This is a genomic window from Desulfotruncus arcticus DSM 17038 (assembly GCF_900113335.1).
Lineage (GTDB): Bacteria > Bacillota > Desulfotomaculia > Desulfotomaculales > Desulfallaceae > Desulfotruncus > Desulfotruncus arcticus.
Genome location: NZ_FOOX01000025.1, coordinates 11,982 through 25,896, shown reverse-complemented (window position 1 = coordinate 25,896; position 13,915 = coordinate 11,982). Strand labels below are relative to the sequence as shown.

Sequence of the window (13,915 nt, the reverse complement as noted above, 5' to 3'; positions counted from 1 at the left end):
GTCTTGCGAGTTCTACTAATATCTTTCTTTATTCTCATAGGGGTTATTACTTATACAGGCACAGCCAATGCCGATGTTATCCTGGATGACTGGTTTATAGATACAACTATGGTTGACACTTCAAAAACAACCGCCTTAGTTGATACTACTAACCACTGGGTGCAACTTCCCCTTCAATCCCTAGCCAATGCCATTAATATGCTTGACAATGGATACGGCTACGCTGTCGCGAGTAAAAACGGGGTAACGTTATATGAGATGGACGATGCCAGTGGAAAGATAGCAATTAACCCTCTATATTCGTGCTCCTGGCTTACAGAAGCAACCGGCGTATCAATGAGGCAGGATAACCTTAATATGTGGGTAACTACAGCTGACAGCCTGACCTATTTTAAATTTAACGGGTCAGGGATGAGTAACGATCCAGCTTTAAAGACAACAGGTTTGGTTAATGTTCTATCGGTTGCCTCATTTAAAAATAAAGATTCGTCATTGTTATTGCAAAACATTAATAATTCTGCTGTGATAACAAGGTATGATGCTGGTTCAAATTTAAACTCGAGCCTTACCTTTAATTCTGGCATAAACAACCCTGTGGCAATTTCTATGGTGAACAACAGTCCCGATTTTAGGCTTTTTACTAAAGATGCCTCCTACTATTTTGCCTATGACGATTATAAAAGTAACTATGTTGCGGACCCGGCTAAAAGAGTAACAGGGCTTTCAGATGTAATAGCTGCTAGTAGTGATGACAAAGGCAATTCAATACTAACCGACACAGATGCCAGTTATTATATAAACGATGATAGCGGTGGTGCATCTAAGGTAGATGTTTTCAGCCCAGGCCCATTAAATAAACCAGTGGCAGTATCACTAAAGCCGGGGACTTACGAGCAGGCAATAATTGACGGTGACGGTAATGTGCAGTGGTGGGCGTATGACGATGCGACTGGAAAGATGGTCAGAGATACCAATCTTGAGATAAACGCACAAGCTTTAAACAGTGGATATGCGCATCCAAGATCCTATTACTCAAAAGTTGTCGATGCCCCTTATACATGCACAGCAGCACATCTTACAGTTAACGATAACATACCTATTGGAACGTCAATCAACTACTATGTTTCATCAGACGGAGGCAGTACGTATACGGCTATAACCCCTGGAATATGGACGGCTGTGCCTGCTGGCAACAGATTTGTTTTAAAAGCTGATCTGGATACTACCGATAGCCAAATGACACCCAAAATATACAGGGTTACACTCAATTGTGATCTGGATTTTGAGATCACCGGTTTCATTGATCCGCAGCCGGCAGAAAGGGGAAGCAAAGTAACTATCTTGGCATCGGCAACAAAGCTATCGACAGGCCAAGAAGTCTCATTGGATAATTGTACGGTTGAGTATCCATTACCTACGTTTGAAAATGGTGATCCTGCTTTACCAGCGGGGGAATCGTCTACAAAAGTAAATATGGTGTTTAACAATAACACGGGTAACTGGGAGTATAAATTTATTGTGCCGGATAAAACTGAGACTGGCGTATGGCCTGATGATGGGGTATATCAAGTACAAATAACTGGAACTAAAAGTGGGGTTTCAAAAAATATAATCCTAAATTTTAAAATAAGCGGTAATATCCTAAGGAGGTTAATCATCAGGACAATGAATTTCTGAAATACTGGTTACATTTTATCAAGTTTAGATTTCAAAATCTTTGACTGGTTATAAAACCCGTCTTTTTTTATGGGCAAGTGGCAGGCATTTTTGCGAGATTTAAAAATTATGGATGGGGGTTTTATATGATTTGCACATTATTAAAAGAAAATTATCTTGATAAACACCAAAATAACGTTGCCTTTTACGCAGGCCAGATGGGCAAAATAATTTGCCAAGGCATGGTTGACATTGTAATTGAAGCGGCATTAATGCACGATGTTGGGAAAACCGAAATTGACAACAAAATTATTTTTAGACCTGGGCCGTTGGATGAGGCTGAGTGGGAAGTAATGCGCTTGCACCCACTGTTGGGTGCAAGCATGATTATGAGAAGAGTAGTTAAAATTTCAAGTAGTAAAAAATGTAAGCCATCAACTATAGCTTTGGCAGTTCTTCATCATCATGAGCGATGGGACGGTACTGGTTACCCAGATGGCCTGGCTGGAGACGATATACCTTTAATAGCTAGAATAATTGCCGTAGCCGATGCATTCGATGCTATGACAACAGATAGGCCGTACAGAAAAGCTTTATCGAAAGAGGATGCCGTTAAGGAAATAATCAGTTGTTCAGGCACTCAGTTTGATCCAAATGTTGCGGAAGTATTTACAAATAATAAGTTTGTTCTTAGCACGGTTTAAAGCCGTGCTTTATAGCTTAAAAAATATCAAAAAGGGGAGTTTATATGGAATTTACCTTTGAGTTAAATGTCCCGTTTTGTGCAAAATGCGGGAAATCAAGGAATCCTATGGATTACTTTGATACTGATATTACTTACTTTTTTTGCAAGTTGGATGATAACGGGTTGCCCTATGAGAGTATTGAAATCTGTGAAAACTGTTATAACCAGCTATCACCTGCAGAAAAGGAAAAATTAAATAAAAATTGGGTCCCTATGTAATATTAAAAAACTATTAATGCAACAGAATATAATTGCAAAGAAAAAATATACAGTTGCAATAACATTGTAATAAAGTATTGGAAATCATATTAAAATTCAGCAAATATATAGTAAATTATAGCATTGTAATAAGAAAACATACAATTATATAGAGGAGGGCATGATTATGGAGTTAACTCCAGTTGGTTTGGACAGCGGCTATAGTTACATGAAAGTTTTTGGATATGGGAATGACCCCATTATATACCCCAACATAGTCTCGCCAGGCCGTGAAATTACCGACGAGGGATTGGATGACGTTTTGGGACAAGCTAAGTTAATTAATAACTTGGATATCTCCTTTTCCTTTAACGGCACCAATAAACATTTTTGGGTAGGCAAAATGGCTTCCGCAAGCGGCAGCGATGCAGATTTTTTTGAGGACCGGGACCGGTGGAATAGCGAAAAAGGCAGGGCATCTGCACTGGCAGCTCTGGCCCTTCTGTGTAAAAAAGAAAATGAAAACTTCGTTTTAGCCACAGGTTTGCCATTGGAAGACTATAAGGCCAATAAAACAGCCCTTAAAAAAACATATGAGAACACCATACCCGGTAGTTATGAGGTCACCTTTGAGTCAGGACCATTAGCCGGCGAAACTAAGAGTTTCAATATTGTTGCCTGCAAAGTATATCCGCAGGGATTGGGCGTCTTTTTTGACCAGATATTAGATGACGATGGCTTACAAATAGATACACACCCACTATTAGCAGATGATGCTATTTACGCTTTAATAGACGTGGGCCGCCGTACATCTAACCTAATTTTGTTCGAAGATCTCAATATCTCCAAGGATTTCAGCCATAGCATCAATTTTGGAATAGCTCAGGTACATGAACGTTTGCAAAATTTTTTAAGCAGCCACAATAGATTTGTTAAAAACAGGGATATCGAGGTTATTCTTAAAAAAGATATCTTTAAAGAGTTAGATATTAAGTCAGTAAGGGAAGAGGCTTTAACAGAGTTGGCTAATATTATTAAAGCTGAGGCCCAAAGCTTATGGCAAGATAAATCCCTTTTGGAAACCATTTATACTGGTGGCGGTGCCGGCCAGGCTATATTTGATTTTTTAAAATTTGGTGATTATGAGAAAGTTTTAATAAACAGCCCCCAGCTTTCAAATGCCCGTGGTTTCTACAAAGCAATGCTGAGTTTAATACTAGCAGGAAGGGTGCGGGATAAAAATGGCGGAATCATCGAAGAGATTCAATTGGCAAGTTAGTTTTGGGGTTACGCACCAGCTGGAATACGGGGAGCTTATTGATTTTTATAATAAACTGCCTAAAATGCAGCAGGGGGCTATTGGCAGAAAACTTTTACAGGCGGGACTGCAATCACTAAAAAAAGCAGGAGATCCTTTAGTCTTAAGGCTATTAGAGCAAGAGCAACAGAAGGAAAATTCTGAAACAAATAATACAAGTAGCGGAAAAAGTGAAAAACAGTTGGTAAAACCTCAGAACAAGCTAAATAAAAAGGTACTTGGGTTATTAGACAGTTAAATTTAATGGCCCGATGTCTAACAGTATTGCCGGTGATATCCCGGCGTTTTGTTTTACAGGGTAATGCCCCTTACAAAACAAAGCGCCATTCGCTTTTTTTAAAACCAACAATAACATGGCAATTACGAAAGGATTGTATCAATGATAATGCATACTCAAGACTTTATCAATCCAAAGAGTAGTGAAAGCATGTTAAAAGACGAAAGGCGCAAAAATTGGTTTTGGGATTACAATGAAGTGTTTGACTCGGATTTATCCAATTACGCCAAGCTAGTAAGACTATATTTGGCGAGATGTGCGGACAGTAATAGAGTATCGTGGCCTTCATATAATAGAATTTCTAAAGCTTGCGGTATTAGCAGGAGAACAGCGCAAAAGGCAATAGATGAACTCGAAGAAAAGGGGTGGGTAAAAAAAAATAAACGGAGAAAAAACACTAACGAGAACGATAGCAACATTTATGTATTATGTGACCCACCTAAATCTGATATATCAGAAAAAAATAACTGTAAAAATGGGGGTGGTGTACCAGATACACCACCCTGTAACAAAATAACAAGGGGTAGTGCACCAGATACACCACCTTGTAACAAAATAACAAGGGGTAGTGCACCAGATACACCACCTTGTAACGAGATAACAGGGGGTGGTGTATCAGATGCACCACCCTGTAACGAAATAACAAGGGGGGGTGGTGTACCAGGTACACTAGGTGGTGCACCAGATGCACCCGGTGGTGCACCAGGTGCACCCAAACAATACCCAGATAACAATAAAGATAATACGTTGTTTATATCTAACAATATAAACAACAGGGAACTCGCCTTTCAGGCTTTATCCCCTGCGGTTGGCACAACCCATGACAAAAAAATAGCTGATCATAAAATATTCGATAGCCACCCACAAGCGGGTGAAGCAAATGCAGCAGCTAATATCGCACAAAAAGAAATAAAAAATGATCAGTTGATAAATATGCCCACTGCCAAAGAATTAATAGCGGAACTTGTCCGGGATTACAGATCGCTGGATGATATTAAACAAAGAAAGGGGGATTATGCTTTTATCGGCTGCTTATATAATAAGCACGGCTATAATGCAGTTTACGAGGCGATTAATAAGTTATCCATGTCCATAGCAGTGCAGGATATAAAAGATCCTTTGCTTTACCTAAAAGGTATTTTGGAACCAAGAGTAAAAAACAGTGACATGAAAGGGCAAACCAAAGTAATAAAAAATGAGGCCAAGAAAAAAAGCAAAAAAGAATTAATCAAGTCCCTGTATATGTCATAAAAAGCTTCTAAGGCTATTTTATAATATATAGCTGTTTGTTCCATTTAATTTGAATCTCGGTTTGATTGTAGCGATTATTGAACTTAATAGGCCCTTGGATAAGGACATAATATCCTTCCAACTGCTCCTTGGTGTAAGTTTAATATTTGTAATGACCCGAGAAAATATAGGCTACAAATGGTTTTAAACCATCTTGTTGATCAAAATTGATAAACATAACTTTATCTAGTTTTCTAACAGAGCCAATTTTACCGTAAACAACAAAATATGGAATGTAAAGATTACCTGACTTAGCAATTCCGAATGCTTTATTTTGATCAATAACAAACTGATTAATCGGAATCATTTGGCCGTTCAAGTCCAAGAGGGTTTTGCTTAAGTTTTCTAAACACATGTAAAAGTTTAGCAATAGTTGACAGAGAAGTAATTTGACCAAGTGAGTAATTATGTTTACCTGAATATCTGAGGGTATAGCCAAGTTTTTTCTTGGGGTTATTTTTACTTACTTCATTTACCTCTCCATGAGTTATACGATCGATATTAATATTACTTAGCTGTACCTTTATGATATGGAAATCACCTGTGCTGACTTTGCTTATATTTCTTGTGTACCTGTTTAGCTTTCTCATAGTTTTAATTTGCTTAACTTCTCTTTTTTCTGAACAATCAGGTGTGTTTTGATTCACCTTTACCGGTAGTTTTAAAATACGGCTCAATGTTGCTGTTTTTCGCACTGGAGTGACTAACAGGTTTTTTGCAACCACAGCAATATATTTTATCGCCATGTATCATTGGGTCGTACTCTTTAGCATTAACTATTTCCCCATTAGGTAACAGAGCGTTTTTCATTAGTAAATCCTCCTGAAAGAAGTGATGAATGAAAAATGATACCCAACCCAATAGTCTATGAGAATTATGCCATTTACTCGTCTTATTACCTCGGTGATGCATCCTGTAATCAAACAAACAGTATGATAATCTTCTTAGAAAATAATATACCACAATATACCCATGAAGACGTATTACGTTTTCTTACTGACAAAAAGTTTAGGCAATCTGTAGTAGTGCCGTTTAAGACTGATTTCCCCGCATTGGTCGACTTGGATAAAAGGTGGTATCGCAATTACGAAAAACAAATCGGCAAGAAGAATTGGTGGAGAAAAGCCGTAAAAATTGTATCCAGGTTAATTGATCTCCCTGACCCTAGACCTTTAAAACCGGGTACTATCGAAATGGAGATCTACCAAGCGATACTAAATTCCGAACAATATATCATTCCAGTTGTCTATAGGCACATTGATGAACTTAATCCCAAAAAGCATGACGTATTCTATAAAGACGAACTGCTAAAATATTTTGATATCTATGGATTAAAATTTCATGAGTTTTATTTTGCCCATTTAGACAATTGTGTTCCTTGCATGGAAGTTGAGTTTGAATACTACCATACCTGGGAGAAAGGTACATTCGAAATATATCTACCTTATGGCGAAATGAAGAAACTTTATGAGAAGATATATAAAGAAAAATACCCGGACAAATACCGATATTATTACGTCTAAAGCAAAATATAGAGAGGTGTGCTGAAATGCCAATCAAAAACCTGATTATTGCCGAAAAACCATCAGTGGCCCGGGATTTAGCAACCGTTCTGGGCCAATTCACATCCCGGGACGGTTACCTTGAAAATAACAAGTATGTGGTTACCTGGGCCATCGGCCACCTGGTGGAACTGGCTGAGCCCCAAGATTACGATACACAACTACAAAAATGGAATATGGATACATTGCCCATAATACCGGAGAGATTTAAGCTAAAAGCTGCTCCGAAAACAACAAAACAGTTTAAAATTGTTAAGCAGCTGGCCAACAGACCAGATATCGAACAACTCATATGTGCTACTGACGCAGGACGCGAAGGTGAGCTTATTTTTCGGTATATTTACCGCCTGGCCGGTTGTCGGAAACCTTTCATGCGGCTCTGGCTTTCTGAAACAACTCCGGCTGCAGTCAAGAAAGGATTTAAAGATCTACGGCCCGGGACAGAATTCAACCGTTTGGCCGCAGCTGCGGAAGCGCGCAGCCGGGCTGACTGGCTTATCGGTATCAATGGCACCCGCTCTTTTACAGTAAGGCATAACACCTTATTATCCATCGGTCGGGTGCAAACGCCCACCCTAGCGCTCATCGTCAACCGGGAACGCGAAATTAAAAACTTTGTGCCGGAACCATATTGGGAACTATACGCCGAGTTTACTAAAAGCGACAAGCAGCTTTACGCGGGCAGATGGTTTAAAGGCGAGCAAAACCGTTTCCACGACCCGCAGGCAGCCCGGGCGGTACAAGCCCGGGTTGACGGCCAGCCGGCCACCGTGCTGGAAGTGGAGGAAAAGGATGTAGCGGAGCTTCCGCCGTTGCTCTTTAACCTTAACGAACTCCAGAAGGAGGCCAATAAAAAATACGGGCTGTCGGCTGCCAGGACATTAGATTTAGCTCAGTCTCTGTATGAGACCAGGAAACTGCTGACTTACCCCCGCACAGACAGCCGGCACCTAACAACAGAATTAGCTAAAACCATTCCTGAGCGCCTGACGGCGCTGGCCGGCACTGAAGAGTACATGCATTATGCTATTGCCGCAAAGTCGGCCGGGGTACCGGGCAAGCGTTATGTGGATAACAGCAAAGTAGGCGACCATACCGCGCTGCTCACCACCAATGTCAAGCCGAATTTGGACAACCTGCCTCCGGATGAACGCAAAATTTACGACCTGGTAGTACGTCGGTTTCTAGCCATCTTTTTCCCGTCGGCTAAATATAAACAAACCAAAGTGGTAACTGAAGCTGCCGGCGAAACATTTCTCACCACCGGACGGGTGGAGCTGGACAGGGGATGGAAAACGGTATACGCGCCCGTAGAAAATAAACCGGGTGAAGACGGAGAAGCAAGAATTGTACCCGACCTTAACCAGGGCGAAGCAGTGCAGATCACAAATACGGAAATCAAAGAAAAAGAAACCAGACCGCCCAAGCGCTTTACTGAAGCCAGCTTACTGGCGGTCATGGAAGGTGCTGGCAGGCTGGTGGAAGATCAGGAATTAAAAGCGGCTATGAAAGAGCACGGCCTGGGTACCCCGGCCACCCGGGCGGCAACCATCGAACGTCTAATTCAAGTGGGATATATTGAGCGCCAAAAGAAAACCTTACTACCCACTACCAAAGGCGAAACGCTTATCGACCTGGTGCCGGATATAATTAAAAATCCGGAACTTACTGGACGGTGGGAAAAAACGCTGGCCGACATAGAATCCGGTGCAGCTGATTCGGCAGAATTTATGACCGAGATAAAAAAGTTAACTAGAGAGATTGTTGAAATAGCCCATAACCAAGCAGCCAGCAACCAAGTGCAGACCGAACATGAACCTTTGGGCAAATGTCCACTTTGCGGCAAAGCAGTAATTGAGGGTCAAAAAGGTTATGGCTGCATCGGCTATAAAGAGGGCTGCAAGTTCGTGATTTGGAAAGAAATTGTCGGCAAAAAAATTTCAAAGACTCAAGCTAAGACATTGCTGGAAAAAGGCAAAACCAGCGCTATTAAAGGATTTACCTCTCAAAAAGGTAATAAATTTGATGCTGCCTTAAAGCTAACTGATAACGGCAAAATAGAATTCGATTTTCCGGAAAGGAGCAAACAGTCTTTAGGCAGCTGTCCGCTGTGTGGTAAAGATATTATCGAAACTCCCAGGGGGTACAGCTGCAGCGGCTGTAAGTTCGTAGTTTGGAAGGAGATCGCCGGCAAAAAGATTACCGCCAAGCAAGCACAGACTTTGTTACAAAACGGCAAAACCGCTATTATTAAAGGCTTTAAGTCAAAAGCCGGCAAAAGTTTTGAAGCTGGCTTAATTCTGGGACAAGGTGGAAAAGTAGAATTTAAATTTAATACAAAGGAGTAATCAAATGCCTAACCAAAAAACGATGGAAATTTTCATGCGGCTGTTAAAAATAACTACGGGAAACAAAGCCTGCTTTAAAGATAATTTAGATCGCGTCGGCAAGCTTTATTTGCCTCTTCCGCTGCTGGACAAAATGAATATTAGCGACGAGATAACTGTGCAACTGGCTCCGGGTAAGAAGGACTTACCGGCTAGCGGCTATGTTACCAAGGTTGTATTCCAAAAGACAACGACCAATAAAATCAGATTTGTAGAGGATATCACGGAAAGAGGGGAACTGGTCCAAATTTACATTAGTAAAAGCATCCTGGAGGATATGGGCCTGCAAGATAATCTAGCTGTTCGAGTCATCTCAGCCGCTGAAACCGGAGGTGCTACAGTTGCCCGGTAATAAAATTCGAGACCCCGTCGGTATTAAACAAGAAGTAAAGCTACTGCTCAAAAAGGGCGGTAATTTTTTTTCCAGCGAAACAACTGCTGTTCAGATTCCTATTGATGTTCATGAAATTCCAAAAAGGCTGGCAGTAATGCTTGGAAAAAATAAAAAGTTACTTATTGCCGCAACAATTATGCTACCTGTTGCATATGTAACCGACGTTTGGCTTCTAGGGTCGGCGTCTGCTGCTCTGTACGATTTTGCGGTCAATATAAAGCACAGCACCAGAGCAATATTTGGCGGTGAACCGGTACCGGAAGTAAATAACCTGTCCTGGTACATAAGGCATCCCATAAATGTTTCATGGTCCTGGCTGACTAAAACCGATGCGGAGCTTTCCATGCCTGCCATACGTACGATTTGGTTATACACAAATGCTGGAATAATAATTCCCAGCTTGTTTATGTACGCCAGAAATAAGTGGCTACAAGAACTGTATGCCAATAAAAACGATGCCCGTCACGTACACGCCCTTAAAGTAGTGGATAACCCTGCATATGGCACCACCAGGTGGGCGGGCACGGACGACGTGGCCCATTTCTGCGAATTTGGCCCACCCCGAAAAGGCTCTGGTGGGATAGTTTTGGGCAAGCTTGACAACAAAATAATTAGAATTATACCAGGCAAAAACACCAGAGCAGATGAGTTAGGATTAACCGGTCACGTGGTAGTGTACGGCGTTACCGGCTCCGGGAAATCATATACTTTTGGCAGAAACAACATGATCGCTGGCGTGGAGGACGGGCAATCAGAGGTAATTATAGATCCCAAAGGAGAGTTGCTGGAAACCATGGGACCATGGCTCGAAAGCAAGGGATATGAAGTTCGCGTCTTTAACCTGGTTAATCCGGAATGCAGCCACCGCTGGAACCCAATCATGGAATGCCGTAATGATGAAGAGATAGCAGAAATGGCCAATTGTATGATTGAAAACGCTGCCGATGACAATAGCGGCTACTTTATGAATAAAGAAATCCAGTTATTTGAGGCTATATCCGGCCTGCTAAAAGACGCATTTCGCATAGAGCAGGCACACCCAAGGGCAGTATTATCCCTTGCTTCATGGACACGGGAAAAATTGGATCAGGTATTTTTAAATGCATTTCGAGAAAAAAAGATAAGCCCAACCATATATGAACGCTGGCGCGGCACAAGCGCAGCCAACTTAGAAGAAGCTAAATCAGGTTTAACAGCCAAACTGAAAATAGTAACCACCAAATCACTAGCCGCTCTAATGTCAAGCCATGAGATAGACATGGAATCAATAGGTAAAAAGAAAACAGCTTTATTTTGTATACTTCCGCTAAAAGGCAGTGAGGTGCTAAAACCAATATTATCGGTATTCTATATGTTTCTCTTTAACAGATTGTATGAACTCGCAGATAAAAACGGTGGCAAATTACCAGTAGAAGTACGCTTTATTTTGGATGAATTTGCTAACATTGGCCGGGTACCCGGTTTTTCAGAAAAGATATCCACTGCCCGGAGCCTGGGCATATTGTTACAGTATATTATCCAGGGGAGAAGTCAATTGGATGATGTATATGGAGAGAAAAACGCCAAAAACATACTGGCCAGCACGCCCATATCGTTATTGTTAGGCGTAGCCCCGGATGATGAAACCACAAAACAGTTATTTAGTGACAAACTGGGAGAAGCGGCGGTATATATAAAACAATACCGTAAAGATATATCAACACCAATAAATAAATTGGGAATTGCGAAAAAAACAAAAGTTATCGCTAAGAGAAAACTTATGGAGAAATACGAAATCAAGGAGATGAGAACTAAATACTGTATAGTCGACGTACAGGCCAGTAAACCAATGTTTATGAAAAAGCTGGGTTGGGTTAAACTTCCCCAGGCGAAGGAAATCAAAAAATGCGGCATTCAACCAGTATCGATATTTATTCCACCCAGACCATTGGAAGTAGAATTGCCATCAACAGAAGCAACAGAAACAATGGACAGAGCCAGCACTTCACAAGAAGCCGGTTCTTTATTTTGGGAGTTAAAAAAGTATGAGGAAGGTGATATAACTTTAGAAAATAAATCAGAGACACAGGTAAAGTCAATCGAAAAACAATCCAGCGATCCGGTCGAAGAACCTGACCAATTAGAATTTAACATCCAAATCAATGATGAAATAACAAACCAAAATAACGGGGGGAGTATCCCCCCTAATTCAACTCACCAATCCGGTTACGATTATTCTTGGTTGTGGCTTAAACAGGATAATGACTATTCGGTAAAAACAGTTGACAGCCAAGAACAAGATCGGGAGGAACCTAAAGAACCTGATATAACAGCAGTGGAAAACGAGTCAGTACCACAAATGGAAGACATAGACAGTCAAGGTTTTAAAGTTGATTCACCATTATTTTAAGAGAAAGGATGAAAAGTATGGAATTCAAAATTGCACCGGAAGGAATCAAATTAAGAGACATGGATGTTTGGGAGGATTTTTACGACTCTAAAGAAAGGGGTATCCCCATGGAAGCAATAATAAGCGGGATTAAAAGGGTACCCAACGAAGAAGATTGTTGGGAACTGATATTTGAAAACAAACCGGGTATAATCGGTTATTGTTCTGCTAGTGAAAGCGGTCTGCCCAAAAGAACACCAATTAATGAATTTGCCGGGCAAAAAATTATTTGCATAGTCAGTAGAATAGACAAAAAAAACTCAGCCGTAATATGTAGCCGTAAAGATATCGTTGAATCAAACCTTAAAAAACTAATAAAGCAATTAACGCAAGGCGAAATAATCAACGCCTTGGTTCGGGCAGTCAACAGAAATGCCTATGTTGACATAGGTGGCGGAGTTATAATCAGAATTCCACAGGAGAAAGCACGCTTGTCTGATGGTGTGCCTCTGGAGGTGCAATATAGCGCCAGAGATATTATCAAAGTTGAAGTTGCCTATCTAAATAAAGAAAACCAAACAATAGAAGTTGAACCCGTAGACCCGTGGGGGCAGCAATTATATAACAGAGGTGACGTTCTATCCGGCCAGGTTGTGCAAATTAGAGACAACCTGGCTTTTATAAAGGTCAAAACTGGCATCATAGGCCGTGTATATTACAAAAAAACGGACAACTACAAAGAAGGAGACTATGTTAAACTGCAAGTTTCGGACTATAACCAAGAAACACGCCGTTTGAAGCTCAAATATTATGATGCCCGCCAGATATTTGACAGAAGGAGGGAGCGCGCAAGAAAAAGAGCTAAAAGGATTAAGCAACAATCGAGCGGTACCGGCAACGATATTAAAACACTGGGCGGGTTCCGTGAGCAAAAAAGTATTAACTCCAATAATGAAGAGAGTGAAGTTCAAGAAACAATTAACACGGTGGTGACTGATGATGCACAAAGATAGTGCTTATGCAGTTGGCATCGGCATAAGATATCTGAGATTTCCGGAAGGAATCATGGAAATAAGAGATAACCGGAGATGTGTTGAGTTAACGAGATATTTTAGTGAGGTGGAGTTGCTTACAACCACAACAGCCGCAATGCTTTTGAATTCTTCTAGAATGGTAGCGCAAAAGTTACTTTTAAAACTATGGAAAGCTCATTTAATCAAATGCATAGAAGTTGTAACATCATCAGCCCCAGAGCGTGTTTTGAAAATATGGGTCTCTTCAGATAAATTACTGCCGAGATCGCCGAATGAGGCTTGCAGACTTGCAGCATTAAGTGTATTTTACGGTAGGGCAAAAAGCAACTTACCCGGTTTTACATGGGAACTCAAGAGACGTAATAAATCAAAGAAAAGATACGCAATCATGACTTATCTACAGCCAGGGGAAAAAAAGAAATCAACATTACTTATTGATGCCCCGAGGAGAGGGGAGGAACCCAACCTGGAGGCGGATATTATCATATTCCCAACCGTAGAAGAAGCAAAAGCATTAACGCCGGTCGGAAAAAGATACACAGCGGATTATATACTGCTCAATAGAGATATACCGTTTGAAAAGTTAATTTCTGATCCAGTAAAATAGTATGAAAGGGGTGACGGGCAGCAGGTATAAACTGCTGCCCATTTACTTGAAACTTATTAGAAACTATGAGTCTATATAT

12 protein-coding genes are annotated in these 13,915 nt (G+C 40.9%); 11 read left to right on the top strand and 1 reads right to left on the bottom strand.

All coding sequences use genetic code 11. The features are described 5' to 3' along the window. The first annotated feature begins 3 nt into the window (after nt 1-3). The 5 genes from BM056_RS23605 to BM056_RS23580 all read left to right on the top strand — a co-directional run bounded on the left by BM056_RS23605 (nt 4) and on the right by BM056_RS23580 (nt 5,445). Entirely contained in the window at nt 4-1,677 is a 1,674-nt protein-coding gene (locus BM056_RS23605) for a hypothetical protein (protein ID WP_092475376.1), read from the top strand. A gap of 77 nt (nt 1,678-1,754) precedes the next feature. After that, nucleotides 1,755-2,360, top strand: a complete 606-nt coding sequence (locus tag BM056_RS23600) for an HD-GYP domain-containing protein (RefSeq protein WP_131820836.1) — start codon at nt 1,755-1,757, stop codon at nt 2,358-2,360. 426 nt (nt 2,361-2,786) lie between these two features. Next, nucleotides 2,787-3,878, top strand: a complete 1,092-nt coding sequence (locus tag BM056_RS23590; protein ID WP_092475368.1) for a ParM/StbA family protein — start codon at nt 2,787-2,789, stop codon at nt 3,876-3,878. Then, nucleotides 3,841-4,155: a hypothetical protein gene (locus BM056_RS23585; protein WP_092475366.1), complete on the top strand. Its 315-nt coding sequence runs from the start codon at nt 3,841-3,843 to the stop codon at nt 4,153-4,155. Before BM056_RS23590 ends, BM056_RS23585 begins: the two co-directional genes overlap by 38 nt. 147 nt (nt 4,156-4,302) lie before the next feature. After that, complete coding sequence (locus BM056_RS23580) at nt 4,303-5,445, top strand: helix-turn-helix domain-containing protein (protein ID WP_165613692.1); 1,143 nt, start codon at nt 4,303-4,305, stop codon at nt 5,443-5,445. A 332-nt stretch (nt 5,446-5,777) separates the two neighbouring features. Here BM056_RS23580 and BM056_RS25940 read toward each other — a convergent pair whose 3' ends face one another. Continuing rightward, complete coding sequence (locus BM056_RS25940) at nt 5,778-6,230, bottom strand: hypothetical protein (protein WP_131820835.1); 453 nt, start codon at nt 6,228-6,230, stop codon at nt 5,778-5,780. A gap of 306 nt (nt 6,231-6,536) precedes the next feature. Here BM056_RS25940 and BM056_RS23565 point away from each other — a divergent pair, with 306 nt between their 5' ends. From BM056_RS23565 to BM056_RS23540, 6 genes are read left to right on the top strand one after another with little or no spacing between them, the layout of a single operon-like run. Further along, nucleotides 6,537-7,007, top strand: coding sequence for a hypothetical protein (locus tag BM056_RS23565; RefSeq protein ID WP_131820834.1), 471 nt, complete (start codon nt 6,537-6,539; stop codon nt 7,005-7,007). A 26-nt stretch (nt 7,008-7,033) separates the two neighbouring features. Next, nucleotides 7,034-9,394: a DNA topoisomerase III gene (locus BM056_RS23560; RefSeq protein WP_238456639.1), complete on the top strand. Its 2,361-nt coding sequence runs from the start codon at nt 7,034-7,036 to the stop codon at nt 9,392-9,394. A gap of 4 nt (nt 9,395-9,398) precedes the next feature. After that, nucleotides 9,399-9,785 (top strand): hypothetical protein, encoded by a 387-nt coding sequence (locus BM056_RS23555; RefSeq protein ID WP_092475351.1) that lies wholly within the window; start codon nt 9,399-9,401, stop codon nt 9,783-9,785. Next, on the top strand, nt 9,775-12,216 hold the full coding sequence (locus tag BM056_RS23550; protein ID WP_092475350.1) for a VirD4-like conjugal transfer protein, CD1115 family: 2,442 nt from the start codon (nt 9,775-9,777) through the stop codon (nt 12,214-12,216). Before BM056_RS23555 ends, BM056_RS23550 begins: the two co-directional genes overlap by 11 nt. A gap of 17 nt (nt 12,217-12,233) precedes the next feature. Next, a complete protein-coding gene (locus BM056_RS23545) occupies nt 12,234-13,208 on the top strand; it encodes a hypothetical protein (protein WP_092475349.1) in 975 nt (324 codons plus the stop codon). Next, nucleotides 13,192-13,836, top strand: a complete 645-nt coding sequence (locus BM056_RS23540; protein WP_092475348.1) for a hypothetical protein — start codon at nt 13,192-13,194, stop codon at nt 13,834-13,836. The genes BM056_RS23545 and BM056_RS23540 overlap by 17 nt, the downstream gene beginning before the upstream one ends. The last annotated feature ends 79 nt before the right edge of the window (nt 13,837-13,915 follow it).

Bases quoted from the DNA above. Each gene is read 5' to 3' on its own strand.
- BM056_RS23540 (WP_092475348.1), top strand. From the start codon at position 13,192: ATGATGCACAAAGATAGTGCTTATGCAGTTGGCATCGGCATAAGATAT.
- BM056_RS23545 (WP_092475349.1), top strand. From the start codon at position 12,234: ATGGAATTCAAAATTGCACCGGAAGGAATCAAATTAAGAGACATGGAT.
- BM056_RS23560 (WP_238456639.1), top strand. From the start codon at position 7,034: ATGCCAATCAAAAACCTGATTATTGCCGAAAAACCATCAGTGGCCCGG.
- BM056_RS23585 (WP_092475366.1), top strand. From the start codon at position 3,841: ATGGCGGAATCATCGAAGAGATTCAATTGGCAAGTTAGTTTTGGGGTT.
- BM056_RS23555 (WP_092475351.1), top strand. From the start codon at position 9,399: ATGCCTAACCAAAAAACGATGGAAATTTTCATGCGGCTGTTAAAAATA.
- BM056_RS23590 (WP_092475368.1), top strand. From the start codon at position 2,787: ATGGAGTTAACTCCAGTTGGTTTGGACAGCGGCTATAGTTACATGAAA.
- BM056_RS25940 (WP_131820835.1), bottom strand. From the start codon at position 6,230: ATGGCGATAAAATATATTGCTGTGGTTGCAAAAAACCTGTTAGTCACT.
- BM056_RS23580 (WP_165613692.1), top strand. From the start codon at position 4,303: ATGCATACTCAAGACTTTATCAATCCAAAGAGTAGTGAAAGCATGTTA.